The 25,472-nt window shown below is 53.7% G+C and carries 16 protein-coding genes; 7 read left to right on the top strand and 9 right to left on the bottom strand.

Translation table 11 applies throughout. The features are described 5' to 3' along the window. Positions 1-336 precede the first annotated feature (336 nt). Positions 337-1,977: a BBP7 family outer membrane beta-barrel protein gene (locus Pla22_RS06670; protein WP_165440548.1), complete on the bottom strand. Its 1,641-nt coding sequence runs from the start codon at positions 1,975-1,977 to the stop codon at positions 337-339. A gap of 355 nt (positions 1,978-2,332) precedes the next feature. Between Pla22_RS06670 and Pla22_RS06665 the strand changes: the two genes are divergently transcribed. Beyond that, positions 2,333-4,492, top strand: a complete 2,160-nt coding sequence (locus tag Pla22_RS06665; RefSeq protein WP_146513917.1) for a hypothetical protein — start codon at positions 2,333-2,335, stop codon at positions 4,490-4,492. Here the strand turns inward: Pla22_RS06665 and Pla22_RS06660 are convergent. Continuing rightward, positions 4,489-5,325 (bottom strand): 4'-phosphopantetheinyl transferase family protein, encoded by an 837-nt coding sequence (locus Pla22_RS06660; protein ID WP_242631841.1) that lies wholly within the window; start codon positions 5,323-5,325, stop codon positions 4,489-4,491. The genes Pla22_RS06665 and Pla22_RS06660 overlap by 4 nt on opposite strands. A 184-nt stretch (positions 5,326-5,509) precedes the next feature. On the opposite strand from Pla22_RS06660, the gene Pla22_RS25490 reads away from it, so the two are divergent. Continuing rightward, the gene (locus Pla22_RS25490) at positions 5,510-6,004 is read left to right on the top strand and encodes a hypothetical protein (RefSeq protein WP_207310309.1); all 495 of its coding nucleotides are present in this window, start codon (positions 5,510-5,512) and stop codon (positions 6,002-6,004) included. Between the two features lie 13 nt (positions 6,005-6,017). On the opposite strand, the gene Pla22_RS06650 is transcribed toward Pla22_RS25490, so the two are convergent. Then, positions 6,018-7,505, bottom strand: a complete 1,488-nt coding sequence (locus Pla22_RS06650) for a bifunctional folylpolyglutamate synthase/dihydrofolate synthase (RefSeq protein ID WP_165440547.1) — start codon at positions 7,503-7,505, stop codon at positions 6,018-6,020. A gap of 394 nt (positions 7,506-7,899) precedes the next feature. Between Pla22_RS06650 and Pla22_RS06645 the strand changes: the two genes are divergently transcribed. The 3 genes from Pla22_RS06645 to Pla22_RS06635 are packed head-to-tail and all read left to right on the top strand — an operon-like array spanning position 7,900 to position 12,697. Next, positions 7,900-8,895, top strand: coding sequence for an ABC transporter ATP-binding protein (locus tag Pla22_RS06645; protein WP_146515274.1), 996 nt, complete (start codon positions 7,900-7,902; stop codon positions 8,893-8,895). Then, on the top strand, positions 8,892-10,787 hold the full coding sequence (locus Pla22_RS06640) for an ABC transporter permease (protein ID WP_146513915.1): 1,896 nt from the start codon (positions 8,892-8,894) through the stop codon (positions 10,785-10,787). Before Pla22_RS06645 ends, Pla22_RS06640 begins: the two co-directional genes overlap by 4 nt. Further along, positions 10,784-12,697 (top strand): IRE (iron responsive element), encoded by a 1,914-nt coding sequence (locus Pla22_RS06635; protein WP_242631840.1) that lies wholly within the window; start codon positions 10,784-10,786, stop codon positions 12,695-12,697. Before Pla22_RS06640 ends, Pla22_RS06635 begins: the two co-directional genes overlap by 4 nt. Positions 12,698-12,869: 172 nt before the next feature. On the opposite strand, the gene Pla22_RS06630 is transcribed toward Pla22_RS06635, so the two are convergent. Then, on the bottom strand, positions 12,870-14,126 hold the full coding sequence (locus tag Pla22_RS06630; protein WP_242631839.1) for a LamG domain-containing protein: 1,257 nt from the start codon (positions 14,124-14,126) through the stop codon (positions 12,870-12,872). Between the two features lie 130 nt (positions 14,127-14,256). Then, complete coding sequence (locus Pla22_RS06625) at positions 14,257-15,324, bottom strand: ThiF family adenylyltransferase (protein ID WP_146513914.1); 1,068 nt, start codon at positions 15,322-15,324, stop codon at positions 14,257-14,259. 60 nt (positions 15,325-15,384) lie between these two features. Here Pla22_RS06625 and epmA point away from each other — a divergent pair, with 60 nt between their 5' ends. Continuing rightward, positions 15,385-16,392: an EF-P lysine aminoacylase EpmA gene (gene epmA, locus Pla22_RS06620; protein ID WP_146513913.1), complete on the top strand. Its 1,008-nt coding sequence runs from the start codon at positions 15,385-15,387 to the stop codon at positions 16,390-16,392. 113 nt (positions 16,393-16,505) lie between these two features. Further along, positions 16,506-16,997: a hemerythrin domain-containing protein gene (locus tag Pla22_RS06615; protein WP_146513912.1), complete on the top strand. Its 492-nt coding sequence runs from the start codon at positions 16,506-16,508 to the stop codon at positions 16,995-16,997. Between the two features lie 26 nt (positions 16,998-17,023). Here Pla22_RS06615 and Pla22_RS06610 read toward each other — a convergent pair whose 3' ends face one another. From Pla22_RS06610 to Pla22_RS06595, 4 genes are all read right to left on the bottom strand, one after another. Next, positions 17,024-19,816, bottom strand: coding sequence for an MMPL family transporter (locus Pla22_RS06610; RefSeq protein WP_146513911.1), 2,793 nt, complete (start codon positions 19,814-19,816; stop codon positions 17,024-17,026). 166 nt (positions 19,817-19,982) lie between these two features. After that, the gene (locus tag Pla22_RS06605) at positions 19,983-22,988 is read right to left on the bottom strand and encodes a secretin N-terminal domain-containing protein (protein WP_242631838.1); all 3,006 of its coding nucleotides are present in this window, start codon (positions 22,986-22,988) and stop codon (positions 19,983-19,985) included. Between the two features lie 116 nt (positions 22,989-23,104). After that, entirely contained in the window at positions 23,105-24,145 is a 1,041-nt protein-coding gene (locus Pla22_RS06600; protein WP_146513910.1) for a cytochrome c family protein, read from the bottom strand. A gap of 57 nt (positions 24,146-24,202) precedes the next feature. After that, positions 24,203-25,306, bottom strand: coding sequence for a hypothetical protein (locus Pla22_RS06595; RefSeq protein ID WP_146513909.1), 1,104 nt, complete (start codon positions 25,304-25,306; stop codon positions 24,203-24,205). Positions 25,307-25,472: the final 166 nt, after the last annotated feature.

Genomic DNA, 25,472 nt, shown 5'->3' with positions numbered 1-25,472 from the left:
CTATTTCCTACCATCGGCCAAATCGGTCCCAGTCGTTCGCCATTTCACCACACCATTTTCAAACCGGCGAAGCCGAGGAGGAAAGATGGCGCGGTTGGGAAAGAGGCGAGTGCGATTCTAATTGGGGCTCTAAGGGTGTCAACGAAACGCATTGGTTCCGATGCAAGGTAATGGCCCAAAGTTCCCATCCAACCAATCAAATCGCGTAAACCGTCGTAAACCAACGAAAATCCCCGCTCCAACGTCCTCGATAAGAGGCGTGGGAGCGGGGATTCGACTTCATGTGAACGCAAGTGCACTGCCGATCAACGGCAACTTTTGCGGTTGGTTAGGTCATTACCAGGTGTACTCGGCACCCAATGAGAAACCATTCAAGACGAGTGAGTCGAATGTGACCGACGTCCCCGACGTTTGAGTTGCCGGGTCGTTGTCGACAACGGCGATGATGGTGTCGCGATCAAGCGTCGTGGTCGCAACATCGTCCATGGCAATCAGATAGTAAGACGATCGGAATGCCCACGAGTGAGACAACCGGTACGACATTGCGAACTGCAACTCGGCCATGGTTGTGATGTCACGATCCTTGTCGGTCAGCGTCAATTGACCGGCGGTTGCTTGATTGGCAAGTGAGTTGGATCGGTAGATGCTGGACGTTTCGTAGTCGTTTTGTCCCCAAGCTCCCTTGGCCTCGACTCCTAGGCTAATCCCCGGAATCACGTGGTACCAAAGGTCAAAGCCTAGCTGAGCACCGAAGAAATCGTTCTTGGCCATTCCATCAGATTCAAAGTATCGCAGCAGTCCGGTCGTTGCGTTGGTGGTGTCGCCCACGGCGGAGTATCGCAATCCGTTGTCGAAACGCAGGTAGCGAAGGCCAGCCAACCAAGAGCCTTGAAAGCGGCAGTAGGGGCCCATCGTGCGGCGACGGTAATTCAGTTCGCCACTATGGAACTTGCTGCTTGAAGCGATCGTTTGAGAAACGGATCGGTCTGTGTCGTCATAGCCAATTCCTGGAGGATCATCACCAAAGTTGCTGACGAACGAGTACAGGTTGGCACCCGGATCAGTAACGGTTCTCGAGTCGGTCCACTCATGGCCACCCATGTAAGTTCCTTCGAAGCTGCCGCCTGGGCCGAAGATCAGAGCCCCCGACAATCGCACACCAGCTTCAAGGTCTGCGTCAGTTCCTGCTCCACCAAAGAGCACGGGAACCGCGTTGGCCTGAGAATCACGCGTGGTGACAACGCCCAAGTTGCTGCCTGGGGAATTGTGTCCCAAGACCAATGCTTCGGCTGAGATGTCATACCAACGTTGTTGGCACTTGCCACCTTCGGAGTATGGCTTCAAGAAGGTGAAGATGCTTGTGAAGGCTGCGGGGTTTGCCAACTGACACGCCGAGCAACCATCACCGCGGCAAAACAGACACATGTGCCGGAGGCCAGAAAGCCCAGCTCCACCAGCCGCCGCTTGGCAGCCAGATCCGCCACACGCGCCGCCGCATGATCCACAGGGACCACCCATTCTGCAACTACCATTCATTTTGCCGATCAAACCGCCACTAAGGATCGGTTCACAGTCTTGAATGGGTCCGTTACAGCCGAGCCACTGTCCACTGAACAAGGGACCGTGACTTGCGCCACAGCCACAACCGCTATCGCAGCCGCCGGTATCGCAACCGCCGTCGTCACAAGAAGAACTGAAGTAGCCAACCTGGGCAATGTTACCTTGGGGATACATCGCCGTAGGAATCGGTGTCGTTTGTCCGACCCCATACGATTGCGGCATGGTCATGCCAGCCTGCTGAACTGGATTACTGACGAGTCCATGCGTGAACTCGGAAGCCCCCGCTGGGATCACGAATCCGCTGGCTTCAAAGTCTATGTCTGCGATCTGAGCCCTTGGAGGTTCAGCCGTGACATTGCCGGCGTGGAAAGCGACGACTGACGCGAGTGCGGCAATCCATAGTGGAAGTTTATTCATTTGAGTCATTCGTTGCATCGCAAACGTCTCCGCGGACTATTCCGCCTGGCTGGTGGGCCGGTCTGGTCGGGCTCCTTCACGTGGCTGTTTCTCGCGTTCGATGTTGGCGTGAACCGTCTTCGGAAAAGACAAAATCCGCACCTCCGCGACCGCAAGAACAACCGCTTCAAGCGGACTTATCGGCACGATCCGACCCCAAGGTTTGGTTATTCCACTGGATCGGCGTAGGAAAACTTTGCGGGCAGACGAATCGCAGAACTGAAATTAAGTACACGTGGATGCCGAAAACCGCTAAATTGACCTCTCCCGCGGCTTCCTTACCCCATCGACTTGTGCGCCTCGCCTAGCAAATCCAGTGCTCGATCGCCAAACCATCGAAGAAACGTTGCAACGCATTCAAGCGGGAGAAATCTCGTTGGAACAAGCCAGCTCGTTATTGCTCAACGAGCAATCCGCCAAATTGCTTGCTCCGCAAAGCGATTCCGTGCCGACAAACGCACTGCATGAAACTCAAATGAGCGAGAGCCTCGAGTCGCTGCTCGATCGCCTCGGCAGTCCTCCCCCCGACATCGCTGATGCATGGCGAGATCAGTACCGTGAACTGCTAACCTCCATTGGATTAGTTCCCGCTCGCGTATCACTCGCAGACCTGGGATTCTCCGAATCGGGACAACTTCACTGGCTTCGCGAACCCGCTGCCACAGCCACTTCCGACGAGCTGACCATAGAACAAGCCGTCGCGACGTTCGAGCAAAGCATCCGAGGTGCGTCTTTTGAGCAACCCGGCGAGATCCCCATCGAGGACAACGCGCGGCTGAACGACGTGACACCGCGGTCTGTCAATTTCAGGAAAAGCGTCGACGCGAAACACGACCGTAAAAATGACGATGGCAGCGTCTCGCTGAATAACGCAAAGCCTCAATCAACCCGCCTGCAAAACGTGTTAATCGCCGCCGGCTTGGCTGGTTGCATCGGTGCCGTCGGCTGGATTTTGTTTGCCCAAAGTGGCGGTGAAGTTGTCGAAGTCAGTGATCAAGGAACGTTGCCGCCCTCTAACCCCTTCTCGGTAGCTTCCAGCAATTCTGGCGTCTTATCGTCGTCAGGATCCAGCTTTCCTTCCACAAGCCCCAACGGTGGTGGTCAAAACCAGAGTCGAAACCAATACCAAGGTTTCGGTGGCGAGCTGGACTTGGCAATCGAGTCATTCGACGCCAACGAGCTCGAGACGCTTGAATCGATCAGCGATGCCGAGTTTAAGGATATGGAAACCGCAGCCCGCGAAGAGTCTTCGTTCTCGCTCGATCAGTTCATGCCAATGTTGCCTGACGATGCGTCCGATGCCGCTGATCCTCAAGCCACTGATCCTCTAGCTACTGATCCTCAACAGGAACATGTTCCCATGGCGAGCACTTTGGATAGTTCATCCGAAATGTCGCAAGAGAGCGATTCCGATCTTTCCATCGATGTTCCTACATCACTTAATTTGAGTGGCGACAACGACGAATCAGAACTCTCTGAACCCGAAGAGTTGCCTCAGAAGACTCAGGATAGTCCTGCGCAACGAGCGACCATTCAATACGCTCGACTACCCGATTCGAATGACACTCAAGACGAACGGTCGTTGATTAGCGAGACTGTATCGGCGGTGAAGGCGTTGGGATTCCCTACCGATGTCGCTCTTGAAGTGGCCGCCGTCGGTGAAAAGACTTGGACGATCAACGACACCAAAAAAGACGTGCCGCTCGCTGAATTGAAATCAACATCCCAGGGCTTGTCGTTTCGATGGTTGGAAGACGGACGGCAATCACCGCTTTCGGGCCAATTGCAAAACGGGCGGATTGAAACAGAGTTAGGTGAGAAGATTTATTTACGTCCCATGCTTCACGCCGACGCATGGTCGATCACGTTGGACGAGATGGATGTTCGACCAACGTGGGATCTAAAGACACCAATCCTGCAGCGAGTGAGTCGTTTGTCGGTGAGTTTGGATCTGCCCGAACAGGTTGAGGAATCTTGGGTCGAAATGATCGAACCTGACAAAATCCGCAAGGCCCAAGGTTCGGTGATGCTAGTTCCCGTTGATGGCGAGAGCGTTAGCTTGGCGATGCGGTTGGAGTTCAAGTTCGGACGCAAGGCCACGTGTCGTATTCGCTATGCCGCAAGGCTGGATTCCTCCCAAGCTTGGCAACCGGTCTCACGCCCACTACTGGACCAATTCGCAAATCAATTGACGATGCAGGCAGGTTTGGTCAGTCGTGAAGCTCAACGACTTTCCAATGTCTATAGCATTGCCGGTCCAAGAGGCAAGCAGATCATCCGCATCAAGCAGAAACGCAATGATGGGTTGGCCGAACAAGTCCGCGAGATTGCCGATCGCGTCGCCGAGTTGCAATCATTGATCGCAAGCGTCGAGTCAGAAGCCAAAATGCAATTTCGAGTTTGGACCCAGTGGCCAGACGGGGAGCAAACGATACTGATGTGTGGCCATGACCCCAACGAAACCGACACTGACTAGCAATCAACCAACTCATCAAAGCTGTGTAGTAGCATGTTCGGTACCGCAGTTTTTTCACCCATAGTTACGGCGGCCGCTGCGATGTATCCCGGTCGCGGCTCGAATACACGAAACTGCCAAGTTTCACCCTGATCAAGTTTGTCACTCAGCATACGGATCCTGGGTTGGTCCGAATCGATGTGTTCAAACGCAAAATCAGCGAGCGGTGTTGCCATGCCTGTTCCGATCGCCTTGATGAAAGATTCCTTTAGCGTCCAGATCCTCAAGAACGCCACTCGACGCGATTGATCGCTTTGTTGCGTTTGCAGGTACCGAATCTCGGGTTGCGAAAAAAAACGCTCGGCGATCGCCGGATCGGTCCGTCGATCGAGCCCCTCAACATCGACGCCCAACTTAATTCTGTCCGTTACATGGTCAGAGCTAACATGGTCAGAGCCGACATGGTCAGAACCGAAGTAGCCAGAGCCGACATCGAGGGAATCGACTTTTGCGGCCCCCTCTTCGATCCTGCTTGTATCGAAGAGTCCGCAGAGGACGAGACCGTGCGTGTGAGCAACATTGAACGGCCGGACAGCCTGTGGCGGATCACAAACGAAAGGTTTGCCGTAGGGCTCAAGATCAAAACGTATCTGTGTTGGATCGATACCGGCATGCTCACCGATTAAACGTCGTGCCATGCCTCGACCAATGACATGCTGGTTGCGACTGGTCGGCTGACGAAATCGGTCGGCTCGCACACGTTCGTCTGCATTTAGGTACGACTCACAGGCCCGTTCGACCAAACCGGCCTCGGTGGGTGAACTGGTGGCGTGCCAAATACGAATGCGAATCAAGAGTGGGAATCCGTTGCGAACGATAGAGTCGTTAAAACCGAGGAAAGCATCGCAAGCGTTGATTTTCGGCTAATACGCTTTTTTTGGCAACCATTTGATTATGGTGCAACGAGATGTCGAAAGGGTGAATTGCGGTGTTCCGTTAGTTTCGCTTCATTTCCCTTCACCGAACAGGAGACTCATCATGCTGACTTTGTTTGCCGACATGCAGAAGGCGCAGCTTTGGATGGTGGCGGGCTTCTTGATGTTGGGCTGGGTTCTGGCAAGACGTCAGTTAAAAACGCGGAAGCGAGTCAACGAGGATAACCGCATCGCCAGCAAAGAGCTTAAGAAACTACGTGAGCACAAAGACCCGGCTATTCCTCTAGCCAATGCCCCGGTCGACGTTCAACGGTGGCAGGGTGCGATGTTCGATCTGCAACGAGAGCTCAAAGCCGAACTCGATTCGCGAATCGGAATCGTCCAGGTCTTGGTCCACCAACTCGACGAACGGATTGCCAAAGCATCCGAATTGACGGGCACCCACATCGAACAATTGAACCTTGCTGAACCGATTGCCCGGCGAGAGACAATCGCTGCGTTGTCACGTGAAGGACATAGCTCGCAAGAGATCGCGACGAAAACCGGTCTCCCCATTGGCGACGTCGAACTCATGCTCGGCACACTGTCGTCGAGCTAACCAAATTCTTCGCTTAACGTTTCGGCGAGATCTGAAGCGACTCGAAATAGCCTCGCACTTCAGCGGCCAAAAAGAACGAACCGCAAACAATCAACGTGCCTGCATCGGGAACTTTATCCAGTGCCGTTCGACACGCTTGCATGGCGTCTGGCTGAATGAACAACTCACCCGAATAGCCATCCGGCATTCTCTTCTGCAAGGATTCCACTGGGCAAAACCTTGGATTCCCACTGAACTGGGTCAACGTGATCGAGTTGGCAAGGTCCCCGATGAGTCGCAGCATAGGTTCGGCCGACTTATCGACGCTGGTGCCAAAAACGAATGCGATCGGCTTTTTGTATTGACGCCTCTGGACGGCTTGGCAAAGCGCAGTGACGGAATCTTCGTTGTGGGCGGCGTCCACGATGACGGTGACTTCGCGAGGCAACCGATACCGATCTAATCGCCCATCGCAACGCAAACGCATCATCGCTGTGCGAATGGCATCCTGAGGAACCTCGATCGAAGTTTGACGTTGAAAGGTCTGTAAGACAGCGATGGCCAGAGATGCGTTGCGAGCTTGGTGGGTCCCTTCGAGCGAAAGCTGCGCTTGATTCAAATCTTCAAAGCAATCACGACCATCAAAGTTGACGATGGACCCCCAATCGTCGCAGCGTTCATCGGTCACGGCGAAGTCGCGGCCAAGCTGATATAGCGGCGCAGAATGCTCACGTGAGATTCGTTCGATCACTTCAGCAGGACCGGATTCCGTCACGCCACTGATCACGGGAACGCCATCCTTGATGATCCCAGCTTTCTCTGCGGCGATGGCTTCTTTTGTATCGCCGAGGACATGTTGATGATCGAGCCCGATCGACGTGATCACCGAGACCGTAGGTCGGCACACATTGGTGCAATCTAGCCGCCCCCCCAAGCCGACCTCGATGACGACGACTTGGCAATCGCTACGGTGAAAGTGCAACAACGAGATTGCCGTGGTCAGTTCAAAAAACGTGGGTGAGCCTACTGATTCGTTGGCCATCTGTTCCGCCGCTTCGCGAACGCATTCGACCAACTCAATCAATTCACGTGCAGAACACGGCTTCCCATCCACTCGAAACCGTTCTTCGAGAGAATGCAGGTGCGGTGATGTGTAAGTTCCAGTCCGGATGCCCGCAGCGGTCAATGCGGCGGAAACCATGGTTGCGGTCGATCCCTTGCCCTTGGTTCCCGCAATGTGGATCAGGGGAATGGAGTCAATCACTCTCTCCGTCACCCGGCCCGGTGGCGTGACTGGAACGGCCGACCCAATCGCCCCGCTTACCGAGGTTACGCAAGTCGGATCGAGGAAATGGCTCAATCCCAAGCGATCAATCAAGTCAGCGATGCGTTTTAATCGAAACGGAAATCGAGATGCGCCGTCGACCAGTTTCTCGTAATTGATGCGGTCGTATAGAAATTGCAGAGCACGCTGATAACGGTCCTCGTCGACTTCTTCGGGTTTGGCTGAATCCCGGGACACCAACTCGTTCAAAGGCTCGGCAGTTTCAGAGTTTTTCCGAAGGTCGCTGCCGGACCGATTGAGATGAGGATCGGGTCGAGCGTCAGAGGGGAGGGGAGGCTGAGTCAAACGTCGTCGAAACTAAAAAGGTGGTGATAAATCGCAATTTCATGGACGAAGTGACGCCAAATCGACCTTGCGAGACTTGTCAATCAACAGCCAGACCGGAGAATCCTCGGCAGATCCATCGTACTGTAGCCCAGGCGGCTCCATCGTGATTCGGAACTGCCAATCGGACGCTCGAGGCGAATTCTAATGAGTGAACGAACCGTCCGCCCAGACGGGCCGTATCGTCTGCATCGAAGAATTGCCTCAACATTCCTATTCATCTTTCTCTTCACGGAACTTCTTGCCTGTGGATACCGAAGCAACGGCTGTCGCCACGCCTGAGAAACCCGCCTCCGACCGTGCCGCGGATGCTGGTTCAGGCGTGATTATTGAAACACGCAACTTGAGCAAGATCTACCGCGACTTTTGGGGTCGCAAGAAGGTCAACGCGCTCAAATCGCTCGACATTGAGGTCAAACAGGGCGAAATCTTTGGTCTGCTGGGGCCTAACGGTAGTGGAAAGTCGACCACGATTAAGTTGATCCTGGGACTCTTGTTCCCCACCAGCGGGAGAGTGTTGGTGTTCGACAAGGATGCCAGCGAAACAAGCAAGAACGAGCGAATTGGCTATCTGCCCGAGGAATCGTACCTCTACAAGTTCTTAACCGCCGAGGAAACGCTCGACTTTTACGGCCGGCTGTTCGATATGTCGTCGGCCGATCGCAAGAGACGCGTTGATGAACTGATTCGGTTAGTCGGGCTCACGGGTGCCAAGCATCGCCAGCTTCGCGAATACAGCAAAGGGATGACCCGTCGTGTCGGCTTGGCCCAGGCCCTGATCAACGACCCTGATTTGATTCTTCTTGACGAACCGACGACCGGGTTGGACCCCATCGGTACTCGCGAGATGAAAGATTTGATTCTGGCTCTTCGTGACCAAGGCAAAACGATCCTGTTGTGCAGCCACCAACTGGCCGACGTGCAAGACGTTTGCGACCGAGTGGCGATTCTGCATCAAGGCGAACTGAAAGAACTTGGCAAGGTTTCGGACTTGCTGAAGGTTCAAGACGTGACCGAGGTCCACGCCACGGGACTCTCTGATGCTGCCAAGCAAGAGATCGCTGACGTGATTCAACGCCACGGCGGCAAGCTCGAGTCGATGGACAACCCAACGGCAACGATGGAAGACTTGTTCTTGAACATTGTGCGTGAAAGCGAAGCCCGCCCAGGTGCTCGTCGGGTTTCTTCGTCGGCGACGGACGAAACATCGGGTAACGACCAAGGTGGTGAGGGCAAGCAATGACCCTGCAACCTGACGATTTCTGGTCGTTTTATGAGTGGCTAATCCGTCCGGGCGCGTTCCTTGAGAGTGCCGCGCTACAGGGCGTGGTCTTGATCATCTTGGCCATCGTGCTTGGCTTGATCATTGGCTACATCATTTCAGCCGTCCGCTACGGACCCGTTGAAGGATTCTATGCGGTCGCTCGCGTGGTACGTGACTTGGTGGTTTATGACCTGCCCGGCACATCCGTTCGCCGCATCATGGCCTTAGCCCGTTTGGCCTTCAAAGAAGCCATTCGACGCAAAGTGTTGTTCGTTGTGGGCCTGTTCCTGGTCGTCCTTTTGATGGCCGGCTGGTACCTGAACCCTGATAGCGATGATCCCGCTCGGCTTTACATTAGCTTCGTGCTGACGGCAACGAACTACCTTGTGTTGGCACTGGCGCTGTTTATCAGTGCATTTTCGCTGCCTGCGGAAATCAAGAGCAAGACGATTTATTCGATCGTTACCAAGCCGGTTCGTTCGACCGAAATTGTGCTCGGACGCATGCTTGGTTTTGTGGGTGTCGGCACGTTGATTTTGATTCCGATGGGACTTTCGAGCTATCTGTTCGTGACCCGCGGACTTCGCCACACTCATTCGGAAGTGACTGAGGTTCGTGAACTCGATAACGGCACGTTCGTAGGCGAAACGGACTACATCAATAATCACAAGCACACGTTTACCATCGAACCTGAATCCGATGGACGCGGTTTGACCAATAACGTTCGCGGGCATCGTCACGTTGTCACTCGCACCGATGATGGTGAATTCGTGATCGGAGCCCCCGTGGGCGCACTTCGTGCTCGCGTGCCCGTCTACGGCGACATCACTTTCTATGGACGCGAAGGCGAAGAACGCGAAGCTGGCATCGATGTGGGTGCCGAGCAACTTGCCGGTGGATATGGCAGTGCGGGCATCTCCCGTCTGGTTGGCGTTAGCAAGGGTGCGAGAAAGATTCAACACGGTTACGTCGAAGGCGGAACCCTCGGTTCGGTTCACTACACGTTCAGTGGAATCACGCCGAACCGCTATCGTGATGGCATCCCCGTCGATCTCTCGATTCGAGCTTACCGTTCCTACAAAGGGGACATTGAAACGGGTATTCGTGGTTCGATCACCATGAAGCATCCAACCAAGGCGATTGAAACAAACCCTATCGCTTTCGTTGTCAATGAATACGCCGTCGATGAAAAGACTCTGCCGTTGACCTTAGAAGGCACCGATGGAAACGAAACTCGTGTGCTCAATGTGTTTGAGGATCTCGTTGATGAAGAAGGGCGAATCACAATCGTGCTTCGCTGTATCGACGAGGCCCAGTACTTGGGGATGACTCGCAGTGGTGTGTATTTGCGTCCCGCTGAAAACTCGTTCGGCTGGAACCTGACCAAGGCTTACATATCGATTTGGCTTCAAATGACGATGGTCATCGCATTCGGTGTGATGTTCAGTACGTTCCTTAGTGGCCCAGTCGCGATGGTTGCAACGGCGGTCTGCGTGCTGTTGGGTTTGATGGCCGAGCAGGTTTATGACACTCGCCACTACATCGACTCGAACATTTCACGCGGGGGTGGGCCTATCGAATCGCTTATCCGACTGCTGAAGCAGGACGCGATGACGACCGAGTTGGACCTGGACAATACGGCCTCCACCGTTGTCAAAGGACTCGACGCAGGCATCGTTTACACCTTGGATGCAATCGCAACCGCGTTGCCCAACTTGCCCAAGATGCTCGGCACCGCGGAGTACGCAGCCAGCGGCTTCGACATTTTCGGAGCTTTGCTTCTTCGACATGGTGCAGCCACGTTCGGCTACTGTTTGCTGGCTTTTATGGTTAGTTACTTCTTCCTGAAAACCCGTGAGATGGCGGCATGAATCGGTCGACAACTTTTCGTCGCAAAATCATTTACATCGTGGTCCTGCTGGCCATGCTGTTGCCGCTGTACAAGCTCGGCCAACCGTCGAGCGGAGGTGCGAACGATGGCGGACAACTTTCCCAGCTTCGCCATAAGTACAACATGGCCGAAAGCGACCTGGGCGAAATCAGCCCAGCTAGCGAGACCATGAAACTGGCAACGCTTGGACTTCGAGGTGTTGCCGCAACCTTGCTGTGGAATCGCGCGCACGAATATCGCGTGTTGCACGAATGGGATCGCTTGAAGGCGACGCTTAACAACATCGCTTTGCTGCAACCACACTTTGAAAAGGTTTGGGAACACCAAGCTCACAACCTTGCCTACAACGTGTCGATCGAATTCGATGACTATCGCCAACGCTACGAGATGGTCCGAGAAGGCACCGAGTTCCTGACACGGGGTGTGCGTCAGAACCGCGAAGCTCCCCGATTGATTTGGTACACCGGTTGGTTCTATGGAGCCAAGATGGGGATGGCGGACGAGAAACGACAATTCCGTCGTCTGTTCTCGGAAGACGAGGTGCTTCATGAATCATTGATGAATGAAAACATCGCCGTCGACAGCCCCGAAGCTCGCGGACCATTGGGAACACCGGATAATTGGTTGGTTGGTCGCCTGTGGCTGAACTACGGCTATGACTTGGTCGATTCAGGCGTCAGCATCAACCGCCAAACACCACTTAACTTCTACGAAACGGGACCGAAGTGGCGATTCAAGCATGCCGAAGCAATCGAGCTTGAAGGCATCTTGGACGACCGAGCTCAGAATGCTTGGCTAATGGCAGCCGAGGACTGGTCGAAGTTCGGAAACCGCAGTATCCCCACCACCGCGGCATTCACGATTAAGCTCGATCGCTTGGAAGACATTGCTAATCGCCGCGATGAAACCTTAGACAAATTCCGTGACCTTGTCGGCGATGCGTATGAAGAGGGCCTCAAACCCTACATTCAAGTGCACACCAAAGAGGTTCAAGAGATGCTATTGAAGCGACGCTCTGAACGCACTGAAGAAGAACAGAAAATCGCTGACACGGTCGACATTTTCTTTGGCTTGAACTTGACCGACATAGCGAAGAATTCAGACCCCGACGTTCGGTTGCGAGCCGTTCAGTTGGCTGAAGAACTGTCAAACCTCGATGCTCGTTACCGCAAAACGAAAGGGTACCGAGAACAAATTAACTATGCGTACTGGAAGGCCCTTGCAGCGGCTGAGCAAGAAGAACGAACGGTCCGCGCACGACGATTGACCTACGAAGCTGAGCAAGCCAACCAAGAAGCCGAACTAGACAAAGCGATCGAACTGTACGAAGAGGCATTCGCGATTTGGGAAGAGATCTTCGACGACTATCCGATCCTAACGATCGACGACACGGCGGAAGATCTTTTCGAATCAATCCGACGTTACATGATCGCGATCGATTCCGAGGAAATCCCCGAGGACTTCCCATTGCGTGAATTTGTTGAATTGATGGGACGAGACGGTCGCGTCGATTCACTTACCTACATCGAAGTTCGCGAGAAGGCGATCGCGAAGATGAAAGAACGCAAGCAGGAACTTCAGGAAGAAGAAAAGCAGCTTGAGCGAGAGCTAGAAGAAGCGAACTCACAGGATAACGAATCCGACGAAAAGGCTTCGCCGGGTGAACCTGAGAAAGATTCAGTGTCTGATCCCGAAGAGGAACCCGCCTCGGAAGAATCTGACGCTGAAATGGCGAGCTCCCAATCAAGCAGTCCTGAAGAATCCGCAAACGCGGAACCTGAGGATGCGGACGCTGACACGACTGAGGAATCTCAACAAGCGGAAGAGACCGAAGATTCAGAACCAGTCACGCTGGAAGATGCCGCCGAAGCCATTCCGGCGAGCGAGTAACCTATCGCTGTGACAGGCAGGCGGTTACACCCGAGCGTCTGAACGACGAACGAAATGTCGTTCAGACGACGGCTTACCGTTGCATTTCAACGCAGCCGCCCTGATGCAGCCAACTCTAGCGCAACCAACTCTAGCGCAGCCAACTTCAACGCAACTTTGTTGATGGCTGCTTCTATTTCTTGGCAACTTCGTCAATCCGCCAAGCACGAACGTAACGCACCTTCACTTCGTCACGTCCTTGCTTGATCAATTCACGGTTGGCCGGAGTAGCGACGTTGCGTCCAAACAAGCCCGCATCGTGGGGCACGCGTTCACCATCGACGTTCAGTTCGTGGGGTGCACTGCTGTGATTGGCTCCCGTGTTGGCCTCGCGACTGAGAACGATAAACATCTCAACCTGGGGCACGAGCTGGCGGTCACGGACCACGGCTTCGCCATCGACGAACCAAATGAGCGTGTCCTTGGTCCAAAGCAATCCAACCTTGTGCCATCCGACGTTAATGTCGGGTACGTGAATTGCGGTATTCTTATCATCACGCAGCTCGTTTTGAGTGCTTTGAGGCTTGGTTCGCCCACCGATGCACTTCATCAACAAGATCTCGTTGGGGTTACGTCCACTAGTGGGTGCTTGATCTTTCTCGACCACCATTTCGTGTTCGTAGATGTCAATCTCCAAACCGTTAGCCGGGTTGTCATCGTAGGCAAACTGCTGCTCACCGGCCGGCATCAACCAGAACGAATGTCGATGCGAGAGCGCTTCCATGCCCTCGAAGTTCACCTCAATTTCAAAATAGGTTCCCGGCGAAAATGTGATGTTGGGTGATTGCGTATCCGTCTTACCTGGCTGTCCCCAATACTTATCCTTGGGCAATAACTCGTCGGTTCGCTCTACCGCAACCTGTTTCCCCTCGGAATGCTTCAAAGCAAATGTGTCGATCCACGACGTGTGTAATTCAAAATCAGCAAAGTTGACGGCACCTTTCGGGGCATCGCGCGGATCGGGATCGGTGTATTCAAAGTTGCGAGGTTGATCACCAGCGTCCCGACTTTCAAAGCCCTCGATATCACTATCAGCGACGAATCCTCGCTGCACTAAAACGCCGTCCGAGATCGCGGCAGTCTTGTCTTGGTAGCCGTCGTACCAGGCCGCGTGACGCCGTCCTTCGCCATGCCGGTGTTGGCCTGCGTTGTTGCTTCTGCCCATGTCCTCTCGTCGCCATAACCCCTGTTTGGGATCCAGCACATTTGGTTCATCGAATTCACTGTCGAAGATTTCAACAAAATCAAATCGACTTTTGACCGCATTGCTGTTGATGGCGGGGCGTGATTTCCCGCCTGTCGCCTCAGGAACTTCGCCAACGGCGTGCTGGTTTGGCAGAAAGAAAACAAAACCGGTGACGGCGCTGAGGGCTGCTCGTTTGAACTTCATAGCTAATTGATGAGAGGAGGATAGAAAAGAGGACGTTGGGACGAGGACGTTGGGAGCGTGAGATGGGAATGTTGGGAACTGCAGGCGGGAATGTTTAAGACTTCAGATAGGACTGCAAAGAAGTACGACATCAGCCGCCTACGAAACGATCCCGAAGCATTCTGGCAATCGAGGGATCTTCCGTTCCATCAACAACGATACGGCCGTCTCGAAAGAGCGTTAGCACCTTGCCTGCGGCTGAAACATCATGCTGGTCCCGTAAGTCTACTCGGATAAAGAAGGGAGTTACCTGGACCGATGCAAATTCTCGCCAACGATCCGCTGTTTTAGAGAGAGAGGGGGGTGTATCAGAAGTGGCATCAAGCTGCACGGCGTTGCGTCCGCATAGTACGGTTGCACCGCCATCCATCGAACCAAGCGTCCCGTCAAGAAACTCTCGTTTGCCCTGGCCGCAAGCGCGACAAACCTTCGATAGCGACGGAGCGATTTCAATTTCTCGAATGCGATTGTTCCAAAGGTCAATGGAAATGACGTTGGTGCGAATACTGTCTCGGTTGCCACTGAGCCACTTGATAGCTTCAGTCGCTTGCAAACTTGCGATCAAATGGGTCGCGGAGCCGACGACGCCTGAGGTGTCACAAGTTTGAATCGCCTCAGGTGGCGGAGGCATCGGAACAAGGCAACGAAAACACGGTGAACCAGAGCCATCAAACAGGCGGACTTGGCCGCTCGCACCGACGCAGCCACCATGGACCCACGGGATTTGACAATCAAGAGACCAGTCATTGATCAGGAACCGAACGTGAAAGTTATCCGTCGCATCAATCACCAAATCAACGCCTGCAAGGTGCGTGCGAATATTCGCGGCGTGAACATCCGACACGATCGGCCTTACGTCAATCGTGCTATTGATCCGCCCGAGTTGTTGGGCTGCGGCATCAGCTTTTGCATTTCCAACATTCGCGTCGTGCTCGACGAACAACGATTGCCGTTGCAAATTTGTCCACTCCACCACGTCCCGATCAATTAGCCGCAAATGGCCCACTCCGGCGCGTGCCAAAATCTCGGCGGCAACGGTCCCCAAGGCTCCACAACCGACCACGGCAACGGAAGATTCAGCAAGTTTTTTTTGACCAGATTCACCGATGGGTGAAAATCGGATCTGACGCGCATAGCGGTTCGGTGAAGAATCAGGCATCTTGTGATAATGAGCGAACCGCAAAGAAATGACAACTGCCAAGCCTCTCTGGATTAGGCCATGACTTCCAAAAACACAGCCGAAAACAACAACTACCCTGACATGTCGCATTTGCGACCGCGGGCCGAATTGCTGCGAATTTTGCGTCACTTCCTGGATCATCGCGGATTCATTGAAGTCCAACCCCCTTGTTTGATGAGCGAATGCATCGCAGATCCGTTCATCGACCCGATCACTATTCCCGCAAATCAGATCGCAACGGCATCGAGTCGTCGTGTTCAGCAGTACTATCTGCAAACGTCACCTGAACTAGCAATGAAACGGATGCTGGGGAGAGGGTCAGGTTCGATTTACTCGCTCGGTCCGGTGTTTCGTGGCGGAGAAGCCGGTGGCCAACACAACGTGGAATTCACCATGTTGGAATGGTACGAAGTGGGTGCAAATTTGGCCGGCGGCGTTGATACGCTCAGAGAACTTGCCAAGGAAATCTTTGACGCCAAAGAGTGCGACGTTCTGAACTATCGTGAAGCGTTTCAATTGCACTTGTCGCTCGACCCGCTCGATTGCCCCATCGAACAACTTCAATCGCTTGTCGACCGAATTGACAGCTCACTTGTGGCAAAACTTGGTCAAGACCGTGATGCACTGCTGGATGTGTTGCTTTCGGAAAGGGTCCAGCCTCACTTGGGCAAACAGCGTCCGGTGGTGTTAAAGAACTACCCACTTACCCAAGCGGCACTGGCAAAGCCATCCGATGACGACCCACAATGCGCCGCAAGGTTCGAACTGTTTTGCCGTGGCATTGAAATTGCCAATGGATATGACGAGTTGCTCGACGACAGCATACTCCTCGAGCGCTGCGAGAAAGTAAATCAGCAACGTATTGCGGACGGCCGTTCGTCCCTTCCGCTTCCTAAAAATCTTTTGCAAGCGATGCGCGACGGTCTCCCGCCATCGGCGGGAGTCGCGATGGGAGTCGACCGGGTGATGTTGGTGCGTTCAGCGATTCGTGATGGCGTGGTACCAGATATTTCAGCGGTGATTCCCATCACCATTGAACGTGCCTAGCTGGATTAAACCGCAGGTGGCTAAAAAAACCGACGAAGCATGCGCCGAAAGTCACCACCCGACACTCTGGCAACGAATACAATGGGGAGAGGCCTATCACTAAGGAGAACCTGATGTCCGTTGCTGAAGATAAAAAAGCTATCGCGTCACGAAGCCTGTCCGTCAACGCGGCGTTCATGAAGGACATCAAGGATGATAACCGCGAGCTGAAATTATTGATGGACCGAATCTCTCCTATGGTTTCGCACCCCGAGACCGCGTCGAACCACTGGATGGAGCTGATAGGCTTACTCGGCGAACTGCGAGACCAACTCGCGTTTCATTTTTCGTTAGAAGAAGCTTACGGCTACTTCGACGAAGCCATCGAGACAGAACCGCAACTTAGCGTGCAAGCGGAAGTGCTTCGAAGTGAGCACACCGTTCTCTTTGAAACCTGCCGCGCCATCGCCGAAGCATCGTCGGAAGTTTCGTCCGACCAAAAAGAAAAAATTACGAAGCTGCTCAACCGATTCGCTGACTTTCGAAACAAGTTCGAAACTCACGAGGAAGCCGAGCTAGACCTTATCCTGAATGCTCTTGATGACGACTTGGGCGTCGGTGACTAGAACTAGTGATGTTCTAACCTCATTGACTAGTCACCACTTGATTCATCGGACAATCTCGCTGCTTTGGATTGACGATGGCGGAACGTCCCAATTGCTGCAACAAAGCTTGGCACTAGAATCGTTCGGACGTAGAACGTATCGATCAGCACGCCCAGCCCTAAGGCAAAACCAAGTTCGACGATGCCTCGCAAAGCGATTCCGCCTCCCGACGCCTCAAAGCCGAACAGATGTGCGACCGCCGGCAGCCACGCCGATGAGGTCATGCTGAAGAAAGTCGCTGCCATTACCAAACCGCAAGCGGTGATGATTCCTCCCGTTCTTGAAACGGCACGGCGCAACGCGGCGATCCAGCCCAACCGCCGTTCTTCTTCAACAATCCGGGTGACAAGGTAAACGTTGTAGTCCTGACCAATCGCCACCAAGATGACGAACAGGAACAACGGCAACTTCCAGTCAAGACCAACGAAGTCACCTCCGTATGCGTAACGAAAGAATAGCACGGTCAAACCCAGCGTGGCGTAGTAACTAATCAGCACAGTCACGATGAGATAGGTGCAAAGCAACCAGCGCCGAATCACCAACAGCAACACGATGAATACTGCGATCACCACCGCGACTTTGATCCGACGGTTGTCCTTGAGCGTTACGGTGCGCAAGTCGATGATCGAGGGAGTCGTCCCGGTCAACAGCACAGTTGCTTTTGAAAAATCGGCGTTCGGGTCACTCGCCTGAGCCGACAAGAACTTCCCTAGGTTGCTCACGCGTCGAGATGTTTCAAGGGAGAATGGATCGCCGTCCATCACAATATCGATTCGAGCGAGTCGATTCTCGTACTTGTCGATCGAGGAAAAGAAGTGACGCTGTGCGGCCCGGTGATTGCGTAGCGCTCGCCGCTTCCACGCATCCCCGCTTAGCAAACCCATCTCGCGATCGGGCGAAAAATCACCCAATGGATCGTCCGCATTGCGAACCGTTAGCACGCCTTCCTGTGCGTAGATTTGTTTGGTCAATCGTTTGATTTGCTTATCAAAGTCCTCACGAGCCACGTCATGGTCGTGCACCAGCAACAATGTCACCGGATTGATCTCGCCAATTGCAAAATGGCTGGACAGGGATCGCAAACCCGATCGACTCTTGGCTGCGTGACTTAACTGGCTGCTCAGGTCATAAGTTACGGCGGATTCCTGGCGGAAACCGTAAACTGCTGGGAATGCAAGGATTCCAAGGCCTAAAAACAATCCTAGGAATGGACGCCGAGTGATCTGCAGCGCGATCATACTCCACAAGCTACTGGAACCCGCGTCACCGCTTGTATCGCCGATAGAAACCGTCACGGTATCTGACTTCAAAACAATCGTGGACGGCCAAAACGAAGCGGGACCAATCACCCGCAAAAGGGCCGGTGTCAGACTAATGCAAACGCAAAGACCGACCAACAAACACAACGCGATTACCGGACCGGTGTAATGAAACTTACCGAAGCTGGCGATCCACAACATTCCTAATCCGACAACGGTTGTCATCGCACTGCCGATCAAGGCACTCATCACACCCGAGAGCCCATCTTCACAAGCCAGCGACCAATCTCGTTTTAGCTGCTGGTTCGATACCTCTTCACGCAGCCGGGAAATCAAAAACAAACAGAAGTCGGTTCCGGCGCCGAAAAGAATCACGACGATAAAGATTCGACTGGTCGTGAACACGCGCAAATCTAAGCCAGGAACGACTCCCCGGGCTGACCAGTCCGTCAACAGTGCGATTAGAGACGTCGATACTATCACCGCGATCGCAATTGAGATCATCGGCACAAAGATCAATAGCGGTGCCCGATAAACGAAGGCCAAAATTAGCAAGATCATGGCCACCGTGATCGATTCGGTGTAACGAATCGCGTCGCGAGCAGCGATCAACGTCTCGCCACCAATCGCTGCTGATCCGGTTAGCTCCAATTTCAAGCCTGGTTCGGTAAAGTCACCGCTGTAACGGACGACATCCTTGATCATTTGGTCAACCGCTTCGACCGTTGCGATGTTGCCGGTCGCTGCAAGCTCGGATGACAACTGCATGACGGCCAGCCTTGCACCGCTCTTTTTGAGTCGTGATCCAATCACGGGATCTTGCCACGATAGGACGTCCAGCAATGACTGCCACGATGTCAAATCTCGTTCGCCGATGGGCAAAGCTAATTTCGGAATCCTGGACTTCAAAATCAACGCCGCTTCAAAGTCTCGCTCTACCAAATCGTCCTGGCCGCCAAGCGATTCAATGAGCTTGCCTCGATCCCAATAAGCAATCGCTAGTCGAGGTTCTTCAAGCGTGGGTGCCGTTTCAGGAACGTTATTAGCAATCCGTTCATAAAACGCGTCATCGGATTCGATCGCGGTGTCGAATGCCTCGCGAGTTAGCTTGATCCATGGAGACCAGGGTTGCGTATTGTCATCCGGGCCACCTTCGTACCCCAGCTTGATAGCGCGCTGCCAACTTACTTCGCCCAATTTATGATACAGACGTCGCAGTAGATCCAACCCGACGATCGCATCAGTCTTGCGAAGCTTCTCGTTTTCACCGGGATCGCGAGAGAGCACCAATACGATCTGGCTGCGACTGCGTTCACCCGGAAACGCTTCATCGAGCAATCGGCCGCCCGCAACGCTGCTCATCTTGACCGGCAAATAATCGAAATCACCGTCTAATGCGACATCTTCCCATCGCGGAGCAGCCACCCGTAACGTGATCGCCAGGATGATCCAAGCGCCAATGATCCACCACGAGTAGCGAACTACCCACGAAGCCCAGCGTTTCGAAAGCGGACGCGGCATCGTGCAGAGATTTCAAGGGGCAAACGAGATGGAACAAACAACGACACTTACGACGACGCCATACTCTAGCACGAACGCCTCGCCTGTCCCATCGTGGATCGCACGTCGCTTTGGCCGAGATAAACAACGAAGGCCAGTCCGGTGGCAAAACTGACTAAAGGACGTCTCAATCGTTCCCTCTACCGCGACGGTTGCGACCATCGTCGCTGCCGTTGTTAGATCCACCGCTGGCACTGCCACCCGCGCTCGAACCGCCTTTCAGAGCTTTCAAAGCGTTCTCTAGCGAGTCGCTGTTGATGTCTCCTGAAAGTTTTACGATCTTCACGTCGCCTTGAGGACGTGAAGCATCGTCCAATTGACCGATCATGTTCGCCACGAGATCCAGCAACGGTTCCCCTTCAGCACTTACCAAAAGAGTGTTACCGACCGAATCGATGCCCAGTGAAAGCTTACCCTTGAACGAAAAGTCAGCTCCACCGCCTTCACTGCCGCTTTGCGAATCCTCAAGCCCAGTGCCGCTTCCACCACGACTCTTTGCTACATCGTTCCCCTTCCCACCGGGACGGCCACCACCGGCGCCGCCACCGCCAACAAACGTCTTATCATTACTCGAAAGCAAATCTCGATAGGCTTCCTTGACCGTTTCGGCGATCTTCTCGGCTTTGCCGTATTTGATCTCAACCAACTTAGTAAAACGAGTCTTGCGTTTGTTTACCGGCTCGGGAACATCCCACAACTCAATCAGTTCTTTGATCGTTTGCAACTGCTCGCTATTGGCTCCGTTGACCACCAAAGTATTGGTATCCAGATCATCCACGAAACGCAGCTTCACTCCTTTGCCTAAACCTTTGGGGCTTTCGTCTTTTTCGTCGTCGCCTCCCCAATACCAACGGAAGAATGAGTCCGCGTTGGAGTCTTCTTCTTCCTCGAGGTCTTTGAAGTAATCTTCAAGATTGATTTTCATCCAGGTTGCCGACGCGTGTTCGATATGGAAGACGACGTAGGGGCGTTTGGGTGGTTTGACCTGGAGCATCAAGTTTTCAAGTTGGTCGAGCGCCGCGGTATCGGAACTGCTTAGGATCAAGTTACCCTGCGGATCGAGTTCGATCCGAATGGGTTCTGGCGACCGTGGTGACTCGGACTTCGGCTTGGAATCCTTTTGCTTGCCGAATTTGCGTTCGAAGTCGCTCATGCTTTGGATGTCTTCACCAGCATTGTCATTGGGACCATTTGCAAACTGCGTAAACGTAAGATTGCGATCCTGCGTCTTGCCCGCCACGTTCCCTTCATTCGCTTCGCCAACCGGTTTCGCATCATCATCTTCGTCCAATAGCTCTCCCGCATCCTCAACGCCATCGGTTCCCTCGTCATCCACTTCCTCGCTCTCAACGCGTTCATTCGGTTCGGTAAACTCGTCTTCATCCGGGAGTTCCAACGGATTCGGCGAGAGTCGATTCCACTGTCGACGCAGGCGTTGGAGGTACTCCAGCGTTTCAGGTGTCGCCGACGCATCGAGTACGCGGATAGTTTGCCCGCTACCACCGGGCGGCGGAAGTTCGCCGAGTTTGATGAGCAACGACCGCACTTGGTCCATCTCTTGGTCGTTGGCCCAAAGCAGAATTTGCTTTAAGCGAGTGTTCGCTGCCACGCGAAACTCATCTTGTTCCTTACTTTCTTCTTCGCTTTGGTTGTAGTAGCTCATGTAGTACGACCGGCGTCCGCTTGATTTTTCTTCTTCCTCTTTCTGTCCCATTAAGAAGGAAATCGATTCAGCGACTTCGACCGCATCGAGTCGGCGTAGCGGCAGCACTTCAAAACTGCGACCACTTCCATCAAGCCTTTCAATCATCGAATTGATGATGTATCGATCAGCGATTGAACCTGAAACGATAATGGCGTTGTTGTCTTTGTCGGTTCGAATTCTGGTGCTGGGTTCAAGGACGTTCATCTCCGAAACAATTTCGATCAGCTTTTCAGGATCGAGCGACGCCAGTCGGAACACCTGAACTCGCGCCGTAACGTCCATCAAGTTTGCCATTCCGCTGCCCGGCACGTCGATACGTTTTAGGAATTCACGCGCGATCGCCACGCGATCGGCAGGAGCACGAATCAAGATTGAGTTCTGTCGCGTATTGGCAACGATTGACACCTCGTCGGTTTTCTTTTCCGCGGGCGGCGCGCCACCATTCTGCTGTTGCATTTGCTGCATCTGTCGCATCTGCTGCGGCGTCATCGGAGCAGCCTCTTTCTTCTCCACACCAAGAAACTGTTCCAGCATTCTCTTGGCATCTTCAGCAGGCAAGTGACGAAGTACAAACTCGGGAGCCAAGGCTTCTTGCGAGGTTGCATCCCGCTCTTGTGCCAACAGGTTCGCAATCTGCCGCAAATTGACAGCCGCATCCATCGCTTCGATCCGGTTGGTAGTCGTCAGCGCCGTCAATTTTCCGTTGCTGCTGATCATCGGCCCTAGTTCGGCAGACAGTTTTTCAGCGGACAGCCATCCCACATCTAATGAGGTCCGGACAAAACTATGCGACGGTAGTTTCCCTAGGTCGTCCGGTGCAACTCGTGGTACGATCGCGGGGTTGATCGTTGCAGTCTTCGCCACCGTTAAGCCACCATCGATCTCCAGCAGCGTATAGCCCCGAGCGAGCAGGTAACGATTAAAAAGATCGCGAGTTTCTTCGACGGTGTAGCGGCCGGGAGACCTTAGGTTCACGCGATCACCGGGAAGCTCAAGCCAATCGAGAGGCAGTTCAGAAATTTCTGCGAGCCACTGCACCAGATCGACCCAAGGTTGATTGCGAAACTCAAACGCAATCTTTCCATCGGTGCCAACCTTTGCTTTGAACTCATCTGGATCCGCCTTCTCGTCAAGCGTGCTGTCGCGGCGAATCACTTTGGGCTCAGGCGAATCGTTCTCGTTGGCACCGTCTTTCTTAGAATCCTTGTCTTTGTCTGCCGACTCACCCGTACTTGGTTCGCCGGGCTTACCGGGTTGCCCCGGTGGACCAGGCATTGGCCGACCCGGTGTGGCCTGCACGACGATTGGTTTTCCATCAGGTCCAATCACCTTGATCTCTTGAGCGCTACCGAACACGCTCACGAGTGAGAACAAAAGGCAAAGCAATGAGATGCGAGAGAAAAACAACTTGGCACCGCGATCAAACAAGAGAATTTCGGTTTAGACGAGAATCTCTAGTATGAATGCTTGGCTCAGGCGACACAAATTGATTTTGCATTCGCTTTGGCGTTCGCTACGCCGGTCGCTGGGTGATGCCCAGTACGCTATTTACTGGTTTTTGGGATGAATCCATCCAGGACCGACAGTGAACGTCCGTCGGTGATTTCAGCAAAGCGATAACCCAACACGGCTACTTGGTCAGCGACAGCGACCAGTTCCGCTTCATTGTTCAACTTTAAAGTGGCCGCGTCAGCGATTTTCACGATCTGATCAAGGATTGGCGAATCGACTTTGGCAGCCACGCTCTGCAAACGCTTCACGCTGCGATCGGCCCGACGAGCGGATGTCACACCGTAGGTAGCTTTTTGGGTCGCGACTGCGGTTGCCCGATAACTGGCTTCCAATTCAGCGATCATTCCAGCAACAAACATCACACGGAGTCGTTCTGGCGAACTTGGCTGATTCACGTTGCCATCGCTTTGGATGAAGTTGTGACGAATGGTGCCCTGGCTCCACGAAACAAATTCAAAATCCAAACTGCCGGCTGAGTGTCCGCCAACATTGACAAGTTCTTCATCGGCCGTGGTGTGACAACGCAAGCAGCTTTGTGCGACGGCATACACGTTCGCAGGATTTCGCATGCCTGCGGCTACACTCTTGGCAATTCGTTCTTGACGATGAGCGGGTGTTTCCGCCAATCGCGTGATTCCTTCGCCACCGTAGTCATGGTGCAAGTCGACCCACGACTTCGCGGCTCCGTGACATGACTCGCATGACACACCAGCAATCACGTGAGGGTTACCGACCGGATCGGCTTGCTGAGTGTAGTGGCACGCTACGCAACGACCTTCATGCTTGATCGAGCTTAGCCCCAACTTGGCGGCAATCTGCTTGGCTTCAGGACGACGATGCAATTCGTCGAAGGTCCGAGCGTGTGGTGTTTGTTTCCAAACTTGAATCTCGGGAGCGTGACACTTCACACATGCTTCGTTGCCAAGCACTAGGTGCGGATCAACCGGTTCCGCAATCTTGGACATGGGCGCCGTTGATGCCGATGGTGATACAGCCAACACTGCCGATGCAGGGCAGGCTAGGAACAAAACGAGAACGCAAATGCGGCTGATCATGGAACGTGAGTAGTGCATGATGAAGATGTTGATAGGGAGTGATTTAGTCGTGAGAATTGTCTGGATGAACGAACTTCAAACCGAAGGAAGGTTCGTTGAATGCGTTGGGAAGCCACTCGCTGGGCTGGATTCCATCAGGTCGGTTAATACCAATGGCATGGGGGTGGCGTTCAGTTCGGTCGGCATCGTTACAGCGACGGCAGGTTGAGCCGATGAAGGAACTTTCAACGCCGGTTCGGTCAACGATTCCATTCCCCCTTCCGCGTTCTCGTTCAAGCGAAATGAAGCCGGCCTAGGGTTGTTTTGCCTACTTCCCGACTCCTTCATTAGCCGATTGGCAATGACTCGCTTCGCCGCTGCCAACCATCCATCGGTACGATCGGAGACTTCTCGACCGAGTCGTTTGCGAAGCCAGTCGTTGGCGATTTGAACTTGGTTGTTCATGCGAGATTGGTCGGTTTCGAAACGCATGACTAACGTAGCGCCAAGAGTATTGCCCTGAATCACGCGATGCGGCGAATACTGCGGAATGATGACCAACGAGTCGGCCCCTAAAGGTTCGCGTTTGCAGTGCTGTTCCATCATGGGTTCGTGGTACAGCGGCGTTCGATAGGCTTTGTCCCAGTCCTTGTTTACCACTCGTTCAACAACCGCTTGGTCGGTGATCGCGGGGAAATCCGGATAACGCAATATCGTTTGCTCTCCGCGAATGCCCCACTGCACGCTCGGTCGAACATCCCCGCGTAGATACGATTGGCTACCCGCTGAATTCAAATGCAAGTCGGCGGCAAACGATCGAATACGTAGCAATCGGCTGCATTCCATCATTTCGCCAATCAAGCGATTGGTGATGTGACCGATCGCGACCGAATGACGGTGCAAGTTCCGTAGAACAACCGAGAACTTACCGCGAGGGAGTAGGGCAATCACTTGTTGGCCGCTGAGCCCACCGAGTTGCCCGAGCTGTCGTTCGCTTGGATGCGATGGATTGTGAGCCGTCGATTCAACGCTAATAGAATTTTCGGGATATCCGTTGATCAAATCGGCGAGCCCCGCATCGGAGAACGACGGCAATTCAGAAAGCCGATGAGAGGTGCGCACCCACTGCCGATCGCTCATTTGATTGCGGCAGAAATCCCATCGCATGAGATAGCGGGGGCCATAGGGCTGGGCAGACATGATCAGTTCCAAGGAGTACAACGCATGGTGCTACTCCTGAAACCTAGGTCACAGATGGCCAGTGTGAGGCATTTGGCCCGTTGGCAGATGGCTTTTTGTTAATCAATACGGCCACCCCAGACGCACTGATGGGCTAGCTTTCTCGATAATGACGGTTGTAGGGGCC

It is taken from the genome of Rubripirellula amarantea, assembly GCF_007859865.1.
GTDB lineage: Bacteria > Planctomycetota > Planctomycetia > Pirellulales > Pirellulaceae > Rubripirellula > Rubripirellula amarantea.
The sequence above is the reverse complement of the archived record's forward strand: the minus strand, read 5'-3'. Positions and strand labels throughout refer to the sequence as shown.